Source organism: Alistipes sp. An54, assembly GCF_002159375.1.
Lineage (GTDB): Bacteria > Bacteroidota > Bacteroidia > Bacteroidales > Rikenellaceae > Alistipes > Alistipes megaguti.
In genome coordinates, this window is the sequence record NZ_NFIA01000022.1 from 14,676 (window position 1) to 33,053 (window position 18,378).

20 protein-coding genes and 1 tRNA gene are annotated in these 18,378 nt (G+C 60.3%); 12 read left to right on the forward strand and 9 right to left on the reverse strand.

Features of this window, described 5'->3' with window-relative positions; all coding sequences use genetic code 11:
• Positions 1-105: 105 nt before the first annotated feature.
• Together B5G09_RS13175 and B5G09_RS13180 are read right to left on the reverse strand one after the other, a co-directional pair.
• The gene (locus B5G09_RS13175) at positions 106-1,305 is read right to left on the reverse strand and encodes a site-specific integrase (RefSeq protein WP_087405541.1); all 1,200 of its coding nucleotides are present in this window, start codon (positions 1,303-1,305) and stop codon (positions 106-108) included.
• A gap of 105 nt (positions 1,306-1,410) precedes the next feature.
• A tRNA-Phe gene (locus B5G09_RS13180) sits at positions 1,411-1,483 on the reverse strand.
• A 213-nt stretch (positions 1,484-1,696) separates the two neighbouring features.
• On the opposite strand from B5G09_RS13180, the gene B5G09_RS13185 reads away from it, so the two are divergent.
• Entirely contained in the window at positions 1,697-2,107 is a 411-nt protein-coding gene (locus tag B5G09_RS13185) for a hypothetical protein (protein WP_143256577.1), read from the forward strand.
• Positions 2,108-2,133: 26 nt separating this feature from the next.
• Positions 2,134-2,310 carry an XRE family transcriptional regulator gene (locus B5G09_RS13190; RefSeq protein ID WP_241147683.1) on the forward strand — a complete coding sequence of 59 codons (177 nt, stop codon included), beginning with the start codon at positions 2,134-2,136 and terminating at the stop codon, positions 2,308-2,310.
• A gap of 83 nt (positions 2,311-2,393) precedes the next feature.
• On the opposite strand, the gene B5G09_RS13195 is transcribed toward B5G09_RS13190, so the two are convergent.
• Entirely contained in the window at positions 2,394-2,993 is a 600-nt protein-coding gene (locus B5G09_RS13195) for a GNAT family N-acetyltransferase (protein WP_087405544.1), read from the reverse strand.
• A gap of 409 nt (positions 2,994-3,402) precedes the next feature.
• Between B5G09_RS13195 and B5G09_RS13200 the strand changes: the two genes are divergently transcribed.
• From B5G09_RS13200 to B5G09_RS13225, 6 genes are all read left to right on the forward strand, one after another.
• The gene (locus B5G09_RS13200; protein WP_087311735.1) at positions 3,403-3,840 is read left to right on the forward strand and encodes an Hsp20/alpha crystallin family protein; all 438 of its coding nucleotides are present in this window, start codon (positions 3,403-3,405) and stop codon (positions 3,838-3,840) included.
• A 309-nt stretch (positions 3,841-4,149) separates the two neighbouring features.
• Complete coding sequence (locus tag B5G09_RS13205) at positions 4,150-4,890, forward strand: (Fe-S)-binding protein (RefSeq protein ID WP_087311733.1); 741 nt, start codon at positions 4,150-4,152, stop codon at positions 4,888-4,890.
• On the forward strand, positions 4,887-6,257 hold the full coding sequence (locus B5G09_RS13210) for an LUD domain-containing protein (protein WP_087405545.1): 1,371 nt from the start codon (positions 4,887-4,889) through the stop codon (positions 6,255-6,257). The genes B5G09_RS13205 and B5G09_RS13210 overlap by 4 nt, the downstream gene beginning before the upstream one ends.
• Before the next feature lies 1 nt (position 6,258).
• Positions 6,259-6,837: an LUD domain-containing protein gene (locus tag B5G09_RS13215; RefSeq protein ID WP_087405546.1), complete on the forward strand. Its 579-nt coding sequence runs from the start codon at positions 6,259-6,261 to the stop codon at positions 6,835-6,837.
• An 84-nt stretch (positions 6,838-6,921) separates the two neighbouring features.
• Positions 6,922-7,656 (forward strand): copper homeostasis protein CutC, encoded by a 735-nt coding sequence (locus tag B5G09_RS13220; protein ID WP_087405547.1) that lies wholly within the window; start codon positions 6,922-6,924, stop codon positions 7,654-7,656.
• Complete coding sequence (locus tag B5G09_RS13225; protein ID WP_087405548.1) at positions 7,653-8,843, forward strand: transglutaminase-like domain-containing protein; 1,191 nt, start codon at positions 7,653-7,655, stop codon at positions 8,841-8,843. The genes B5G09_RS13220 and B5G09_RS13225 overlap by 4 nt, the downstream gene beginning before the upstream one ends.
• A gap of 129 nt (positions 8,844-8,972) precedes the next feature.
• Here B5G09_RS13225 and B5G09_RS13230 read toward each other — a convergent pair whose 3' ends face one another.
• The gene (locus tag B5G09_RS13230; RefSeq protein WP_087405549.1) at positions 8,973-9,827 is read right to left on the reverse strand and encodes a 4Fe-4S dicluster domain-containing protein; all 855 of its coding nucleotides are present in this window, start codon (positions 9,825-9,827) and stop codon (positions 8,973-8,975) included.
• A gap of 20 nt (positions 9,828-9,847) precedes the next feature.
• The gene (locus tag B5G09_RS13235) at positions 9,848-10,474 is read right to left on the reverse strand and encodes an NUDIX hydrolase (RefSeq protein ID WP_087405550.1); all 627 of its coding nucleotides are present in this window, start codon (positions 10,472-10,474) and stop codon (positions 9,848-9,850) included.
• 54 nt (positions 10,475-10,528) lie between these two features.
• Here B5G09_RS13235 and B5G09_RS13240 point away from each other — a divergent pair, with 54 nt between their 5' ends.
• Positions 10,529-11,815 (forward strand): L-serine ammonia-lyase, iron-sulfur-dependent, subunit alpha, encoded by a 1,287-nt coding sequence (locus tag B5G09_RS13240; protein ID WP_087405551.1) that lies wholly within the window; start codon positions 10,529-10,531, stop codon positions 11,813-11,815.
• A gap of 675 nt (positions 11,816-12,490) precedes the next feature.
• Here the strand turns inward: B5G09_RS13240 and B5G09_RS13245 are convergent.
• From B5G09_RS13245 to pepE, 4 genes are all read right to left on the reverse strand, one after another.
• A complete protein-coding gene (locus tag B5G09_RS13245) occupies positions 12,491-13,720 on the reverse strand; it encodes a glycosyltransferase N-terminal domain-containing protein (RefSeq protein WP_087405552.1) in 1,230 nt (409 codons plus the stop codon).
• Between the two features lie 134 nt (positions 13,721-13,854).
• Complete coding sequence (locus B5G09_RS13250) at positions 13,855-14,238, reverse strand: YraN family protein (protein WP_343285519.1); 384 nt, start codon at positions 14,236-14,238, stop codon at positions 13,855-13,857.
• On the reverse strand, positions 14,238-15,080 hold the full coding sequence (locus B5G09_RS13255; RefSeq protein ID WP_087311715.1) for a prephenate dehydrogenase: 843 nt from the start codon (positions 15,078-15,080) through the stop codon (positions 14,238-14,240). Before B5G09_RS13255 ends, B5G09_RS13250 begins: the two co-directional genes overlap by 1 nt.
• 62 nt (positions 15,081-15,142) lie before the next feature.
• Complete coding sequence (pepE, locus tag B5G09_RS13260) at positions 15,143-15,844, reverse strand: dipeptidase PepE (protein WP_087405553.1); 702 nt, start codon at positions 15,842-15,844, stop codon at positions 15,143-15,145.
• Positions 15,845-16,021: 177 nt separating this feature from the next.
• Here pepE and B5G09_RS13265 point away from each other — a divergent pair, with 177 nt between their 5' ends.
• The 3 genes from B5G09_RS13265 to rnc are packed head-to-tail and all read left to right on the forward strand — an operon-like array spanning position 16,022 to position 18,346.
• Positions 16,022-16,258, forward strand: a complete 237-nt coding sequence (locus B5G09_RS13265) for an acyl carrier protein (RefSeq protein WP_018694937.1) — start codon at positions 16,022-16,024, stop codon at positions 16,256-16,258.
• A gap of 40 nt (positions 16,259-16,298) precedes the next feature.
• The gene (fabF, locus tag B5G09_RS13270) at positions 16,299-17,546 is read left to right on the forward strand and encodes a beta-ketoacyl-ACP synthase II (protein WP_087311711.1); all 1,248 of its coding nucleotides are present in this window, start codon (positions 16,299-16,301) and stop codon (positions 17,544-17,546) included.
• A gap of 26 nt (positions 17,547-17,572) precedes the next feature.
• Positions 17,573-18,346: a ribonuclease III gene (gene rnc, locus B5G09_RS13275; protein WP_232009173.1), complete on the forward strand. Its 774-nt coding sequence runs from the start codon at positions 17,573-17,575 to the stop codon at positions 18,344-18,346.
• Positions 18,347-18,378 lie beyond the last annotated feature (32 nt).

Here is an 18,378-nt window from a genome sequence, read left to right on the forward strand (position 1 = left end):
GTACAAAGTCTGTCCTCGTTCAACCACATATCTATAACCAGCAAGGACAAACATCGACATAGGGGTTAAATCTATACCCCTTGTCAATGTCTGTCCTCTTTAATCTTACAGCAGATGTTGCATGGCCTCGTCGATTTGCGAGTTCTCGAATGAATCGAGGTAGATTTGCGTGATCTTTTCAGAACTATGTCCCAGCGATTCACAAATTATCGACGTGCTTACACCCTCTCGTTTTAAGACTGTGGCAAAACTATGCCGCGAAACATAGGTCGTTAAGTCGATAGGTATTTCCAACTCTTTCCCTACCTCTTTCAGTCGCTCGTTCACTTTGGAAATGACTTTGTGAACTCGATTGCGTTGTTGTTGCTCGGTCTTATGAAACGTTGAAAGAATGGGAAACAAAAAGAGCGCACCGTCCGTTCGGTAATGCTCTATAATCTCCTGCGCTTTGGACTGCAAAGGCAGCCTAATCAACTTGTGAGTCTTACGCCGTATGTAAATCAGCCGTCCATCCACGATATTATCTGTTTTAAGGTAGGCGATGTCCACGAAATTAATCCCGCCCATAAAGTAACCGAACGCAAACAAATCGACCGCAAATTGCTTGTAGAAATCATTACTGCGGTATTCGATAATCCGCATGATGTCCGCTTTACTTATGGCTCGCTTTGCCGTCGCTTGGTGCAGTTTGGAAACCTTGTAGGATTTGAACGGGTAATAATCCGCTTTCACACACTTTTCCTCAATGGCTACATTATAGACTGCCCGCAAAGTACGGAATCGACGTCCTATCGTATTTTCTGAAAAGCCCTGTCCCCGCAACCATGTTTCATAGCGTTTCAACCAAACCGTGTCGATGTCTGAAAAGTAGATATTCAGATGCCCGTTGAATTTCAGCAAAGAATTGTAGACCTCTCTGTGCGATAACGCATAGCCCGTTCGCCCCGTTTGCTTCAAATTTTCGATTTGTGATAGAAACACCTCGCCAACGGTGCGTTTCGTAGTCTTGTCTGCAACTCTTTCATGTAGTGATGTCGCGGTAAACTCCTTTTTCTCGGCCTGCAATTCAATCATCTTTGCACGATAGGCTTCTATTTTATCTGCAATAAGGCGTTCGATATGCAGGCGATTCGGGCAATTTCTACGCGGTCTGTTTTTCTCAAAATCCCACAATGCGGGATTGACTGAAATACCGATGCTGGAATATTTTGACTTACGGTCTTTCGTGATTCGTAACATTAGAGGTGATTCATTGTTTGCCAATACTTTGGACTTGTGGCAAACGACCTCGATTGTGGCACTCATGGTTTAAACAACGGTTTAAACAACCTGTTCAAACGTGCATAAAACCGCTACGGAAAAGACAAAAAGAAAACCACCTACATTGCTGTAAGTGGTTGATTTTCTTCGTGGTACCAGGAGGAATCGAACCGCCGACACAAGGATTTTCAGTCCTTTGCTCTACCAACTGAGCTATGGCACCATCCGACGATTAGGCCTTTCGGTTTTATCGTGGTGCAAAGGTAAACAAAAAAAATCATTCTGCAAATCTTTGCTCGAAAAATATCGTGTTTTTTCGCCTTTACCCCTTCCCGATGCCGCCGAATCTCCCTTCGGCAGAATTATTTTTCCGGTCCGTGCCCCTGCGATCCGCGAAATTTGCTACCTTTGTATCCGTATCCTCAAGGAGCCGATCATGAAGAAATTTTGGATCATCACCCTTTCGGTGCTTGTCGCAGGGCTGGCACTCTTTTTCTATTTCCGCTTCTACTTTGTCTTTGGCGAAGGGGTCAAGAGCGGCGAACTGAACTATGTCGTCTACAAGGGGGTTCTTTTCAAGACCTACGAGGGCAAGCTCATCCAGTCGGGGATCCGATCCCGGACGGCCGGTACGATCCAGTCCTACGAGTTTGAATTTTCGGTCGACGACGAGGCGCTGGCCCGTGAACTGATGCTCCTCGGTGGCCGGACCGTCGAGTTGCATTACAAGGAGTATTTCGGGGCGCTTCCCTGGCGCGGTTTCACGAAGTTTGTCGTCGACAGCATCGTCTCGGCCCCCGTGCAGCAGCCCTCTTCGGTCGTCCCCGTCCCGGTTGCGGCCGAGTGAGTCGGCGGCCATCTTCCCCCCCCCTCGTGATCCGTCGTGTCCAGGGCCTGACCCAGGAGAGCGTCCGGTTTGATACCGACCTCAATATCGGCCGTATCGAGAGCGGCCGTCACAGCATATTGCTGACGACGCTGGCTGATCTGTGCGATTATTACCACATCTCGCAGGAGGACTTCTTCCGGGAGATCGTGACGCGTAAATGAACGGTCCGCCCGTTCACGGTCTGAAAACCGGAGCCAAAGCCCCGGTTTTTTTGTGTCTGTCGCGTGCGGTGAACCGGGGCCTGTCAGTCGGTTGCTTCCCGAAGGAGAATTTTCTCGAAGGCCTCGCGTTGGCCGCTGCGGTAGCGGATCGTCCCGCAGCGGGTGAATCCGTTGCGCGCGAGGATGCGCAGCATGCGGTGGTTGTCGAAGTTGGTGTCGATGCGGAAGGCGCGGATGCCGCGCTCAAGGGCCAGACGGGCGGCATGGCGGAGAAATTCCGTCCCCAGTCCGTGCCCCAGCGCCTCGTCGGCCACGGCCAGCCGGTGGACGACCACATAGGGCCCGGCGGTGAGCCATGCGCCCCGAATCTCGGCATAAGCGGGCTCACCGTCGAAGAGGATGGCTCCGTAGGCGACGATCGGCTCCTCCTTTCTGTTGCCATTTTCCGGGCGGTTCTCTCCGGAGCCGGACTCTGCAAATGTATGTCCGGCGGCCTCTCCGGCGTGACAAAGCACATATCCGCAGGCGTGTGCCACGTCGGCGGCAATGTCGTCGAGAGCGGGGTAGCCGTCCTGCCATTGCTGGCTTCCGGCGGCGGCCATGCGGTGCCGGGCCTGGCGGATGATCTCCAGAATGCGGGGTATATCGCCGGCAGCGGCGCTTCGGAAGCGTGTTTTTTCCATGACGAGTCGATCTTTTGCGGAGGTTCGGGCGGACGTGCGTGCCAAAGTCCGTTGTCCGAGAGGCGCGCCGACCATCCGGCGGACGGCATTTTCGGGGGACGGATCGTGCCAAGCGCATTCCGTTTCCGACAAAGATACGAAAAGTTCCGACGCGGTGCAGCCTCCGCACCGGTGAAAAAGCCTGTTCCGGGCGTTCCGGGCGGTCGGACATGGCGTTTTGTCACCTCGTCGTCGCTGACTTTTTGTCACTTTTTGACACAAAATCGGACAATATGTGACAATTTATGACAATTTTCTGGATTTTTGGTCGTGGCACACGATTTGATCGGATAGGGGGTGAAACCGCTTCGAAAGAGGCGGGGAAGAATAAGAAAATGTTAAACTAAAATAAACCAAGGAGGATTTAATTATGGTACCTGTAAGACGTAATCAAAACTGGTTGCCGAGTATTTTCAACGATTTGCTGAACAACGATTTCCTGATGGAACGCCGCAACACGACGGCTCCGGCTGTGAACATCATCGAGAATGACGACGAGTATAAGGTCGAAGTTGCCGCTCCGGGTATGACCAAGGAGGATTTCAAGGTGCATATCAACGAGGACAACGAGTTGGTCATCTCGATGGAGAAGCACAGCGAGGAGAAGGAGGAGGACAAGAAGCACAAAGGCACGTATCTGCGTCGGGAGTTTTCCTACACGCAGTTCCAGCAGAACCTGCTGCTTCCTGACAATGTCGAGCGCGAGAAGATCTCCGCGAAAGTGGAGAACGGTGTGATGAGTATCGACCTCCCGAAGAAGAAGGAGACGGAAGCTTCGGCTGTGGCTCGTCAGATCGAGATCAAATAATCGTCGGCACCCGGCCTTTGAGAGCCCTGCGAGAGCGGGGCTCTCTTTTTTTGCCCGCATGCGGCCTGACCCTCTCCGGCCGGCCGCCTTTCGGGGGGGGGGCTGCCGGGCCCGGCGGAGCGCGACGGACGACGGGGAGAAGAGCCCTCCGGCGAGCGGAAAAGCCGCCTTCGTGCGAGGAAAAGTGCCCTGCGGAGGAACAGCTATGAAAAAAAACGGCTATCTTTGACGGCGCGTTCGTGCGCCCCGGCGCGGCGGACGCAGAACCGAACATACCCATAACAAACAACAAGCGAACAACAAGAACGGATGAAGGTCGGACTGTTCATTCCCTGTTATATCAATGCGGTCTACCCCGAGGTGGGTCGCGCCTCGTACGAACTGCTGCAGCGGGTCGGCTGCGAGGTGGACTACCCCCTGGATCAGACCTGCTGCGGCCAGCCGATGGCCAATGCGGGCTTCGAGAAGGATGCCCGGGCCCTGGCCGAACACATGAACGAACTCTTTGCGCGTTATGACTACGTGGTAGGGCCGTCGGCCAGCTGCGTGGTTTTCGTGCGCGAGGGCTACCCGCGGCTGCTGAAGGATTACCGCGAACACGCCTGCGTCGATGCGCGGATCTGGGAGATCTGCGAGTTTCTGCACGACGTGGTGCGCCCGACGCGGCTCGATGCCCGCTTCCCGCACCGGGTGAGCCTCCACAACTCCTGCCACGGCGTGCGGCGCATGGGGCTCTCGTCGCCGAGCGAGGAGAAGGTTCCCTACCACTCGAAGCTGCGCGACCTGCTGTCGCTGGTCGAGGGGATCGACGTGGTGGAGCCCGAGCGGCGCGACGAGTGCTGCGGCTTCGGCGGAATGTTCTCCGTCGAGGAGAACGCGGTTTCGGTGGCCATGGGCCGTGCGAAGGTCGGCCGCCACATCGACACCGGAGCGGAGTATATCACGGGGGCCGATTCGTCGTGCCTGATGCACATGCAGGGGATCATCACGCGGGAGAAACTTCCGATCCGGACGATCCACATGGTTGAAATTCTCAATTCGAGGTCATGAGTACGCATTCCAAAGCCGCCAAACGATTCGTGGCCGATGCCGAACGGCTGGCCTGGCACGACCGGGCGCTGTACGCCGTGCGCGAGAAGCGCGACCGGATGATGGAGACGGTGCCCGAGTGGGAGGAGTTGCGGCGCCTCTCGTCGGAGATCAAGCTGCATACGCTGAGCCGCCTGGGGGACTACCTCTGCGAGTTCGAGCGCAACGCCACGGCCAACGGCATGCAGGTCCACTGGGCCGCGGATGCCGCCGAGATGAACGAAACGGTGTGGGATCTGATCCGCCGCCACGGCGGACGGCGCCTCGTCAAGAGCAAGTCGATGCTCGCCGAGGAGTGCGGGCTGACGCCCTACCTCGAGGCGCGGGGCGTCGAGGCCGTGGAGAGCGACCTGGGCGAGCGGATCATGCAGCTGCTGCACATGCCGCCGAGCCATATCGTGCTGCCGGCCATCGCCGTACGCAGAGAGGAGGTGGGGGCGCTGTTCGAGCGCGAGATGGGGACCGAGGCGGGCAACTGCGACCCGACCTATCTGACCCATGCCGCACGGCGCGCCCTGCGGCAGAAGTTCCTCGAGGCGGACGTCTCGATGACGGGTGTCAACTTTGCCGTGGCCTCGACCGGGGCGCTGGCCGTCTGCACGAACGAGGGCAATGCCGACATGGGAACCTCGTTCGCCGACCTGCATATCGCCATCATGGGCATCGAGAAGGTGATTCCCGACATGGAGGCGCTGGGGGTCTTCACGCGATTGCTGGCGCGTTCGGGTACGGGACAGCCCGTGACGACCTACACGTCGCTCTACCGGCGGCCGGACCCGGGCCGCCAGATCCATGTCATTCTGGTCGACAACGGCCGTTCGGAGTGGCTGGCCGACGAGGCGCACCGCAACATGCTCAAGTGCCTGCGATGCGGCGCCTGCATGAATACCTGCCCGGTCTACCGGCGTTCGGGCGGCTACTCCTATTCGTACTTCATCCCCGGCCCGCTGGGGATCAACCTCGGGATGCTGCGCTCGCCGAAACTCTACCACGGCAACGTCTCGGCCTGCTCGCTGTGCTACTCGTGTTCGGGCGTCTGCCCGGCGAAGATTGACCTCGGGGAGCAGATTTACGAGTGGCGGCAGCGGCTCGACGGCATGGGTCTTGCCGATCCGATGAAGAAGGCGGCCGTCAAGGGGATGGACTTCATCATGGGGGGCCGTTACCGCTTCTACGGCAGCATTGCGCTGGGACACCTGGCCGAGAAGCTGCCCCGGGGGCTGGTCGAGAACGGCCTGAATCCGTGGAGTGCACCGGGACGTGCGCTGCCGCCCATTGCGGGGCAGAGTTTCAACGCCTGGTGGAAAAAAGAGAAAGCGAACAAGTAAGATGAATAGCAAGGAGAAGATATTGAAGAGTCTGGCGGCGGACGGCATGGCCGTCCGGCCGCGCCCGACGATGGATTTCGTCCCGCAGCGCTTTGCCGACCGCGAGCAGACGTTTGTCGAGCGGCTCGAGGCTGCGGGCGGTATGGCCGTGCGGATGGAGCCGGGCGAGACGCTCGACGGATTGATCGCCCGCCTCTACCCCGAGGCACGGCGCATCGCCTCGACGCTGCCCGAGGTGACCTCGGCAACGGTGGATCCCGACCGCGTGGAGGATCCGCGCCAACTGGTCGACGTGGATCTGGGCGTGGTGCGCGGCTCGTTCGGCGTAGCGGAGAACGGCGCCGTATGGATTGCACAGGATATCCGCCACAAGGCGCTCTACTTCGGCGCCACGTCGCTGATGATCGTCATTCCGCGCGATGCGCTGGTCGATACGATGCAGGAGGCCGTCGTGCGTCCCGAGGTGGACGACTTCGGCTACGGATGCTTCATGTCGGGTCCTTCGAAGACGGCCGACATCGAGCAGGCGCTGGTTTTCGGCGCCCATGGACCGATGGCGGTCACCGTCGTGCTCCGGTAACCGGGGAGGGGGGGGGAAAAGGATGAATGCGAGGGCGTTGCCGCATCGTGGCGGCCGCCTCTTTCGCGGAGAAAACGAAGAACGATGAAAACTGAATTGTGTGCCTACTCTGTCGAATCGTGCCGTACGGCGGCACGTGCGGGGGTGGACCGCGTGGAACTCTGCGCTTCGCCGTGGGAGGGGGGAACGACCCCTTCGGCCGCCTCGATCCGCGGGGCGCGCCGTGTGGAGGGGATCCGCCTCCAGGTGATGATCCGCCCGCGAGGCGGCGATTTCTGCTATACGGATGACGAGGTCGCGCAGATGGCCGAAGAGATCCGCTTCGCCCGTGAATGCGGGACCGACGGCGTGGTGCTGGGGCTGCTGACTCCGGAGGGCGAGGTCGACCGCGTGCGCACGGCATGTCTGGTGGCCGAGGCCGGAGCGCTGGAGGTGACCTTCCACCGGGCCTTCGACATGACGCGCGACCCGATGGCGGCGCTTGAGACGGTCATCGCGTGCGGATGCCGGCGCATCCTCACCTCCGGGGGAAGCAATACGGCCGTGGAGGGGATTGCGACCCTCGGCGAACTGGTCACGCGGGCCGCGGGGCGCATCGAGATCATGGCCGGCAGCGGCGTGAATGCCGCCAATGCGCGGCAGCTGGCCGCAACGGGGGTCGATGCGCTGCACTTCAGTGCCCGGGGCTGGCGCGAGAGCCGCATGCGCTACCGCAATCCGAAGGTCTCGATGGGAGGACTCGACGGGGTGCCCGAATATGCGACGCTGTGCGCCGACGAGGCGAAGATCCGGGAAATACTCAAAGCTCTTGAACGATGATACGACTGCTGACCCTGATTGCCTGCCTGGGTTTGTGCGCCTGCGGTGGCAGCCGCTACGGAAGCGGCATTCCCGAAACGTACGATCCGCTGCTCGATGCGGCGCTGGCCGAGTGCCCGCGCGCCGACAGCCTGCGACACCTGCTGCGCGAGACGCCCCGCGAGGAGCGCGAAGCGATGGCGTGGCTGGTGGCCTGGATGCCGCAGGGCGACCGCGACACGATGCGCCTCGACCTGCTGCGCGAGAATGTGGCCTACGCCTGCAAGGCCCGCGAAGTGTTTCCCTGGACGAAGGCGCTGCCCGATTCGCTCTTTCTGAACGAGGTGCTGCCCTATGCCGTGGTTGACGAGGTGCGCGATGCGTGGCGCGGCGACTTTTTCGACCGTTTCACGCCCTGCGTGGCCGGATGCCGGACGCTGCGCGAGGCGGCCGAGGCCGTCAACCGGGCCATCGTCGAACGGGTCGGTGTGGAGTACAACACGCGCCGCGAGAAGACCAACCAGAGCCCCTCGGAGTCGATGCGCCAGCACATGGCCTCCTGCACGGGGCTTTCGGTGCTGCTGGTCGACGCGCTGCGGGCTGTGGGTATCCCGGCGCGCTTTGTCGGGACGGCGGCCTGGCACGACAACCGCGGCAACCACAGCTGGACGGAGGTGTGGTTCGACGACGCCTGGCACTTTACGGAGTACTACTTTCCGGGTTACGACCGGGCGTGGTTTCTGGCCGATGCCGGACAGGCTACGGAGGGCAACCGTCAGCATGCCGTCTATGCCGTGTCGTTCCACCCGACGGGCGACTGGTTCCCGATGGTGTGGAACGAGTCGTCGCACGACGTGCACGCCGTGGAGGTGACCTCGCGCTATCGGGCCGCCTACCGGGAGGTGAGCGAATTGCGCCGGGCCCGGCAGACGCACGTCGAGGTGCGCTTCACGATGTACCGCAACCGGGCTCTTGAAGGGATGTCCGAAGGCCGTGTTGCCGCGAATGTTGATGTCTTCTGCGGAGCCGAACAGGTGGGCGGAGGACGCACTGCGGGGCCGTTGCAGGACATGAACGACGGCTACCGGATCCTGCTCGAAAAGAATCGCACCTATACGTTCCGCTACGAGAATGCGCGGGGCGAGGCCTCGCAGGTGACCGTCGAGGTGGGCGAGGAACCCCTCTCGGTGGTGGGTTACATGGAGTAGCCGACGCCCACGGATCTGATAAACGGACGCTTCCGTCAGGGAGCGTCCGTTTCTTGTCAGGGGATTTTCTGGAAGCCGGGGATTTTCCGGGAATCTTTTACGCTCCTTCGATTGGCTTCTTCCTGGTCCCTACAGCAGGGTGACGGGCTCCTTGCGACGGGCGAAGTTGCGAGACAGCGCGGCGGCAAAGGGGGTGTAGAAGGTGCGTGCACCGACGGGGCACCCCTTGACACAGGCGCAGCAGCGGATGCAGCGTGCGGGGTCGGTGTGGGTTTCGTCGCCGCGCGCGATAGCCCCGACGGGACAGATGGCCGCACAACGCCCGCAGTGGGTGCAGCGCGCGGCGTCGCACTCCGGCAGATAGACGACCGGATTCCGCTTTTGTCGGCAGAGGTAGCCCAGGGCGAATCCGATGAAACGCAGCGTGGCGAAGAGTGGGGTAGGACGCTCCTTCAGCCGGGAGGCATCGACCGGCGAGAGGTCTCCGCGGTCGAGCTTTTGCCGCACCCTGCGGCCGAACTCCTCGGCGGCGGCCAGATCCGCCGCATCGGGACGTCCGGCGGCAATGGGCGTGGCCGTCGACGAGTAGGAGTGTTCGCCGACAAAGGCCGCCGCAGCTATGGGCACGAAACCCTGCCGGCGGGCCAGTTCGGCCAGCTCCACGGCGGCGTGTTCGAAGGCGCGGTTGCCGTAGACGACCACCACCACGGCCGGACCTCCGGCGCCGTGAATCCCTTCGAGCCGTTGTCGGGCCGTCGGGGCCACGTGCCCGCCATAGACCGGAACGGCCAGAATCGTCACCTTCTTCCGGGCGATCTGTGCCGCGGGGACCTCCGTATAGGTCAGGTCGAGGTTTCGGAGGGTCGGGGCTGCGGAAGTTCCCGATTTCGGGCCGGCGATTCCGTGGGCGATGGCCTGGACCACCCGTTTGGTGGTTCCCGTCGGTGAAAAGAAGAGTGTCTGGATTGAATCGTATGGTTGCATGGTGTGTGTCGTGTTACGGGTTATGCTTGGGCGTCGGTCTCTGCGGAGTCATGTCCGGCCGGCGTGCCGTCAAGCGGACAGGAGTTGTCGGGCGAGGGGTGTTCGGCGAAGTAGCGCCACAGCGGTGCGGCCATCAGTGCCTGTCGGATGCGGTTGGTGCGGAGCAGTTCGAGCACCTCGCCGCGCGTCATCAGGTGAACGCGCAGATCTTCGGTCGGATCGAGGTGCTGATCACCGAGACGCTCGACGCCCGTTGCCAGGAAACAGTGGGTGAGGTTGTTCTGCGTGGCGGGATTCGGGGCTACGGTTGTCAGCAGACGCCACTCCCCGCCGCCATAACCGGTCTCTTCGGCCAGCTCGCGCCGTGCGGCGTCCAGCATCGAGGCGTCGGAGGGTTCGGCACAACCGGCCGGAATCTCGTAGGAGGTTTCGCCCAGACCGTGGCGGTACTGGTCGATCAGGACAAAGCGTCCGTCGCGCGTGATGGCCGTGACGTTGACCCAGTCGGGGTATTCGAGGACGTAATAGTCGGGCACACGGCGCCCGTCGGGCAGCTCGAGGCTCTCGTGCCGTATGGTGAGCCACGGCCGCCGGAAGAGGTATTCGCTCGAGAGTACCCTCCATTTGCGATCTTCGGGATCTTTCATGCTGCAAAAATAGGGAAAAAATAGTATCTTTGTTTTCGCTAAACCCAAAAGTCTATGCTACCAGAGTCTGAACGCAAGCAAATCATTGATCTGATTCATCGCGAGGTCATTCCGGCCATCGGGTGTACCGAGCCGATCGCCGTAGCGCTGTGCGTGGCACGTGCGACGGAAACGCTGGGCGCCGAGCCCGAACGGATCGCCGTCCGGTTGAGTGCCAATATCCTGAAGAATGCCATGGGAGTCGGCATTCCGGGTACGGGGATGATCGGCCTGCCGATTGCCGTGGCGCTCGGGGCGCTGATCGGACGCTCGGAGTATCAACTGGAGGTGCTGCGTGACGTGACGCCCGAGGCGGTGGAGCGCGGACGGCGGATGATCGAAGAGAAACGCATCACCATCGAGCTGAAGGAGGGTATCTCGGAAAAACTCTATATCGAAGTGGAGGTTGTGGCGGCAGGCCACGAGGCGCAGGCCGTCATTGCCGGCGGACATACGACGTTCGTCTATGTCGAGCACGACGGCGAGGTGCAGCTCGACAAGCGGGGCGGGGCTTCGTCGGAGACGGAGTCGGGCGATGTTTCGCTGACGCTGCGCCGGGTGTGGGACTTTGCGATGACCACGCCGCTTGACGAGATCCGCTTCATTCTCGAATCGCGGCGCCTGAACTGGGCTGCCGCCGAGAAGGCCTTCTCGGGGGATTACGGTCACAGCGTGGGGCGCACGCTGCGCTGCGACCGCGAACAGCAGGTGATGGGCGACAGCATCTTCACGCGGATTCTCTCCTATACGTCGGCGGCGTGCGATGCGCGCATGGCCGGGGCGATGATTCCGGTAATGAGCAACTCCGGAAGCGGCAACCAAGGGATTGCGGCGACGATGCCCGTGGCGGTCTACGCGCGGGAGACCGGCGCCACGGAGGAGCAGACGATCCGGGCGCTGACGTTGAGCCATCTGACGGTGATCTACATCAAGCAGAGTCTGGGTCGGCTGTCGGCCCTGTGCGGCTGCGTGGTGGCTGCGACGGGATCGAGCTGCGGCATTGTCTATCTGATGGGCGGGGGTTACGACCAGGTCGCCGCTGCGGTGAAGAACATGATTGCCAATCTGACGGGTATGATCTGCGACGGTGCGAAGCCGAGTTGTGCGATGAAGCTCACGAGCGGTGTTTCGACGGCCGTTCTTTCGGCGATGATGGCCATGGACGGGCAGTGTGTGACACCCGTCGAGGGGATCATCGAAGAGGATGTCGACCGTTGTATCCGCAATCTGACGAAGATCGGTCGTGACGGCATGAACGAGACCGACCGTCTGGTGCTCAACATTATGACCCACAAGTGTTGACCGGAGGGGTGCATTCCGAGGCGTTCGAGGCGCGAGAGGGCGACCAGAGACGACCGAGGGGTGAGAGGGTGCCAGAAACGGCCGTGAGCCCGGGAGCGACCAGAGACGACCGAGGCGTGAGAGGGCGACCGGAGACGACCGAGGGCGTGAGAGGGTGCCAGAAACGGCCGTGTGCCCGGGAGCGACAAGTGACGACCGGAGGATGCCAGAAACGACCAGGAAGGGCGACAGGAACGTCAGGGGCGACAGGGGCGACAGGGGCGACAGGGACGTCAGGGGCGTCAGAAACGACAGGTGAGACAATCGCCTGACACAATCCTCCGGATATGGAAAGCGGGGCCATCCGATTGGATGGCCCCGCCTGTTTGCCTTTATGCGGTGCGGTTTTTCCTCTTCTCCGTGAGAGACTTGCCACTCCGGCACATTATTTCGGCACTCCCGGTCTCTGCGGCTCAGTCTCTTTCTGCTCTTCCCGCTCTCTGCGACTCTGCCTTTGTCCGGAGTCCCCTTTCGGTCTCTGCAGCCCTTTTTCTGTCCGGCCGGCCCCTTTCGGTCTCTGCGGCCCTTTTTCTGTCCGGAGGCCCCTTTCGGTCTCTGCTGTCCTTTTCCTGTCCGGCCGACCCCTTTCGGTTCCTGCGGCCCTGCCTCTTTCCGGCCCCTAATACCCTCCCCCGGTTATTGCGGGAAGATGGTCTTGACGATGATGTTTGTGGCCCCCTGATGACGGGTGGTGTAGTCCTTGGCGATGCGGGAGGTCTTCTGCAGGAACTCCTCGTTGTCACGCAGGGGAATGAACCAGCTCCGCAGCTCCTCGTAGGAGGTCACCGAACGGGCCGCACCGAGCGTCACGAGGTCACGGGCCTCCTTGAACTTCTGGTAGTTGGGGCCGAAGGCGATCGGGAGCCCGAAGGTTGCGGCCTCGAGCGTGTTGTGGATTCCGACGCCGAATCCCCCGCCGATGTAGCTCCACGTGGCGTAGGAGTAGACCGAGGACAAGAGCCCCACCGTGTCGAGGATCAGCAGTTGCCGGGTTCCGTATCCCGTTCGCGAGGTGCACTGCGTGTAGCGGAGTGCGCCGCCGCGCGTTTCGGCTATGAGCCGGGCGATGCGCGTCTCGTCCATTTCGTGGGGGGCGATGACGAACTTCACGTCGGGGTTGTCGTTCATGAGTCGGATCAGCAGCTCTTCGTCGGGGCCCCAGGTCGATCCGGCCACGAAGAGGCGGTCTTCGCCCTTGAAGCGTTCGACGATATCGACATGCTTGGCGGCGCGGGCGATTTCGGCCACACGGTCGAACCGCGTGTCGCCGGCCACGAGGACGTTGTCGAAACCGAGTGTGGCGAGGAGTTTCTTCGACTCTTCGTTCTGGACGAACATCACGTCGAACGACTCCAGGGCCTGGCGCCACAGACCGCCGTAGGGGCGGAAGAAGACCGAATTGCGGCGGAAGATGGCCGAGACGACATAGGTGCGGACCTTCCGGCGGCGGAGTTCGCGCAACAAGTTCAACCAGTATTCGTATTTGACGAAGATGGCCACGTCGGGATGTGCGGCATCGAGGAAACGGCGGGCGTTGCGCGGGGTATCGAGCGGCAGGTAGAAGATGTAGTCGGCGCCCTTGTAGTCCTTTCGGATTTCGTAACCCGAGGGGGAGAAGAAGGTCAGCAGGATCTTGTATTCGGGATGTGATTTGCGGAGTTGTTCGATGATGGGGCGCCCCTGTTCGAACTCTCCGAGGGAAGCGACGTGTATCCAGACGATACGCGCCGCGGGGTCGATGGTTTCCCGCATTCTGCGGAAGAGGTCCTTGCGTCCTTCGAGCCAAAGGTGGGCCTTCCGGTGGCGCGGGGCCACGAGACGGATTGCCCAAACGTAAAGCAACAGACCGAAATTATAGAGCCACATCAGCAGTCTATGGTGTTGAATTTTTCCAGGAATTTCTTGATTTTCGTTTTCACCTCTCAAGCCGGTCGTCACACCGGGAGTTCCCGGAGGCGTTTGGCAGGGCAAAGATAGTATAAATTGTCTTAAACGCCAAATTACCAGTTGTACTCCCAGGCGCTTTCGATCCAGTCGATGCGGACGCCCCCGTCAGTGTCGAGCTCCACGGCCGCCACGTCGAACTGCACGTCGCCCTTCCACCCGACGGCGCGGATGTAACCGGCTGCGGCGCGGCTCACGGCGCGGAACTTGCGGTGTGTGGCCGCCGCCTGGGGCGGGGTGAGCGATCCCGCATGGCGAGTCTTGACCTCGACGATGTGGAGAATCCCGTCGCGCAGCGCCACCAGATCCAGTTCGTAGTGCCCCTGCCGCCAGTTCCGCGCCCGGATCGAGAAGCCCTTCTGGCGGAGATAGTCGGCTACGGCCTCTTCGCCGATGCGTCCCGTTTCGGCCGTCGTCATCAGTAGATGATCCGTCGTCATCAGTGGATGATCCGTTGGATGGAGTTGGCTCGTTCGATGGCCTGTCGGAGCCCCTCGGCATCGTCTCTCTCGAGCATCTTGCGCAGCACCTGCAGCTGGTGGATGTGTTCGCGCAGGACGTCCAGGACGTTGTACTTGTTGCGCAGCAGGATGGGCACCCACGTTGTGGCGGAACTCTTGGCCAGCCGCACGGTGCTTTCGAAACCTCCGCCCGCCAGATCGAAGATGTGGCGCTCCTCGAGCTCCTTTTCGAGGACGGTCAGCGCCAGGGCGAACGACGAGACGTGGGAGATGTGCGAGACATAGGCCGCATGCAGGTCGTGCTCCTCGGGATTCATGTAGATGGCCGGACACCGGAGCGTGCGGAAGATCCGCTCGACAGTCTGCAGGGCATCGGCATCGCTGTGTTCCGTGTCGCAGAAGACGACGTGACGGCCAGTGAAGGCACCGTGCTGGGCGGCCTTCGGGCCGCTGTACTCCGTGCCCCACATCGGGTGTACGGCGACGAAACGCCTCCGCCGGGCGTGCATCGAGATCACCTCGCACAACTCGCCCTTGATCGAGCCCATGTCGATGACCGCCTGGCGGTCCGAGACGCGGTTGAGGGCCTTGACGGCCAGCAGCGGAATGGTGTCCACGGGGGTTGCCAGCACCGTGAGGTCGGCCTGTGCGATTCCCTCTTCGAACGGAACGATGCGGTCGGCCAACCCCAGCTGGAGGGCCTCCGCAGCATGTTCCTCGGAGTTTTCGACCCCGAGGATCTCGTCGGCGAGTCCGTGGTCGCGCAACGAGAGAGCGAACGAACCTCCGATGAGGCCCAGTCCGACGATCATGACTTTCATCAGTGGTGGAATTTATGCCTTTTGAGGGGTGGAGAATGACGCCCCTTCCCTTCGATACCTATTTATAATAAAAACGAGAGGTCGCCTCCGGGTTCGACCTCGAAGGTCTCGACTCCTTTGCGGAATACACGCATCGGACGGCTACCGATCAGTTCCAGCCTTCCCTGCTCGAGGCGCAGCATGCATCCTTCGCGCAGTCCGACGACCCAACGGCGCGGATTGGCTTCGATGTACTCCAGAATACGCTGTTCGCGCGTTTCTCCGGCGTGGCCCGCGGGGTTGGCATCGAGGTAGTGGGGGTTGATCTGGAACCTGACGGCTCCGATGGCGCGGAGCGATTCGGGCTGGACGATGGGCATGTCGTTCGTCGTCGAGATCGTGGGGCAGCAGACGTTGCTGCCGGCCGACCAGCCGACGTAGGGCACTCCGGCGCGGATTCGGCCCAGAATGGCCTTCATGAGCCCCTGCTGCTGCATCTTGCGGGCCAGGGCGAAGGTATTTCCGCCGCCGACGCAGACGGCTTCGGCCGTGCGGATCATCGCGGCGGGGTCCTTGGCCCGGTGGACCGAGCGGACGCGGATTCCGAGTTCGTCGAAACGGGCCTGGACCTTTTTTTCGTAGTCGGCGTAGGAGAAGGTCACGGCGGCGTAGGGGACGAAGGCTATTTCGTGAATCCCGGCAAGGAAGCGGCCGATTTCGGGCAGCGGATAGCGCAGATATTCTTCGCCGGCATTGGTCGAATTCGAGATCAGAAGCAATTTCATAATTCGGTGATTCTTAAATTATTGTGAGTGTTTTTGTGCTAAATGTCGAAAAAGTTGTGAATAAAAAATCGGGCCGTTTTGTCAAAAGTAATAAAAAAAGTGTTACTTTTGCGCAAAATTACCCGGGAAATGTATTGAAACTATTCCCTATAATTGTTTAACTAAAAACTTAAGATTATGTCAGAAGTTCAATCAAAAGTTGTCGAGATCATCGTCGACAAGCTGGGTGTCAAGGAGTCGGAGGTAGTACCCGAAGCCAGCTTCACCAACCACCTGGGCGCAGACTCGCTCGACACCGTAGAGCTGATCATGGAGTTCGAGAAGGCTTTCGATATCCAGATCCCGGATGAGGACGCTGAGAAGATCGCTACCGTAGGTGACGCCATCAAGTACATCGAGGAGCACAAGAAATAATTAACCAAGAAAATACGTTCACGGAATAAGGCTTGAATTTATGACGGAAAGAAGAGTAGTTGTTACGGGCATCGGAACGATCAATCCGCTCGGTAATAATATTGAAGAGTATTTTTCCAATCTGGAGAAGGGAGTCAGCGGTGCCGCACCCATTACTCATTTTGACGCGGAAAAATTTAAGACCAAATTCGCTTGTGAAGTAAAAAATTACGATCCGGCACAGCATTTCGACCGCAAGGAGGTCCGCAAATACGACCTCTTTACGCAGTATGCTCTGATTGCCGCCACGCAGGCCGTGGAGGATTCGGCGCTCGATCTGGAGACGATCGACAAGGAGCAGGTCGGTGTGATCTGGAGCTCGGGTATCGGAGGACTCAAATCGTTCTTCGATGAGTGTTTAGGCTATGCCGCAGGGGGAGGAACCCCGCGGTTTAGCCCATTCTTTATTCCCCGCATGATTGCCGATATCGCCGCCGGGTTCATCTCCATGAAGTACGGCTTCATGGGTCCGAATTACTGTACGGTATCGGCCTGCGCCTCGTCGAACCACGGCATGATCGCCGCCTTCGACACCATCCGTTACGGCAAGGCCGACGTGATGGTTGCCGGCGGTTCCGAAGCCGCAGTCAACGAACCGGCCGTCGGGGGATTCAACTCGATGCAGGCACTCTCGACGCGCAACGACGATCCGCAGCACGCTTCGCGTCCGTTCGACGCCGACCGTGACGGCTTCGTGATCGGCGAAGGAGCCGGAGCGCTCATTCTCGAGGAGTACGAGCACGCCAAGGCCCGTGGAGCGAAGATCTATTGCGAGATCGTCGGCGGCGGTGCTTCGGCCGATGCCTACCACTTCACGGCTCCGCACCCCGAAGGAAAGGGGGCCATCAAGGCCATGCGCGATGCCATCAAGGATGCCGGCATCCGCCCCGAGGATATCGACTATGTGAATGTTCACGGCACATCGACCCCTGCCGGCGATCTTCCCGAACTGAAGGCCGTAGCGGAGGTTCTGGGCGACCACGTTTACAACGTCAACATCTCGTCGACGAAGTCCATGACGGGTCACCTGCTGGGTGCCGCCGGAGCCGTTGAGGCGCTGGCCTGCATCTTTGCCATGACGCACGGAGTCGTGCCTCCCACCATCAACTGCGAGCACCTCGATCCGGCGATTGATCCGAAACTCAACCTGACGCTCAACCAGGCACAGAAACGTGACGTGAAGTGCTGTCTGAGCAATACGTTCGGCTTCGGCGGTCACAACTCGACGGTGATCTTCCGCAAGCTCTAACCCCCCCCCTAAAAAACGTCCGCGCAGTGATTGATTTTCTCTTGCGTCCGCTACGGCGGAATTTCGGGCGTGACCGGGCGTATTACAAAATGGTCGACGACCTGTTCGGATTCATTCCGCACAACGTCGAACTTTACAAGCTGGCTTTGATTCACAAGTCAGCTTCTTTGGTTTTGGAAGACGGCCGTGCGATCAACAATGAACGCCTCGAATACCTGGGTGACGCGGTGATCGAGGCCGTAACTTCCGACTATATCTTCATCGAATATCCCGATCGCGACGAAGGCTTCATGACCCAGCTGCGCTCGAAAATCGTGTCGCGGCAGTCGCTCAATGCCCTGGCTGTGAAGCTGGGCCTGGACCGCTACGTGATTTCGAACGGCGGAGCGGGCATTGCCCAGAAACACATCTTCGGCGACGCCTTCGAGGCGATGATGGGAGCCGTCTACCTCGATCAGGGGTACGATTTTGTCAACCGGCTGCTCATCAACCGCATCTATTACCGCTGCCTGGACCTTGAGGAGCTGACCGAATCGGAGACCGATTTCAAGAGCCGCCTGATCGAGTGGTGCCAGAAGAACCGCCACCGGGTGCTTTTCCGTACGGAGAACGAAAAGGGCTCGTCGGCCAACCGTCCGGTCTTCTACTGCACGGTGCTTGTCGACGACATGGAGGTCGGCCATGGTGCGGGCGATTCGAAGAAGGAGGCCGAACAGCATGCCGCCTTTTCCGTGTCGCAGTATCTGACCGACGAGCAGTGCGCCTTGTTACTGGACAAGGTCGATCGTCTTTCTCACTGACCCGGGGCCGGGGATTGACAGAGGGGGCTGAC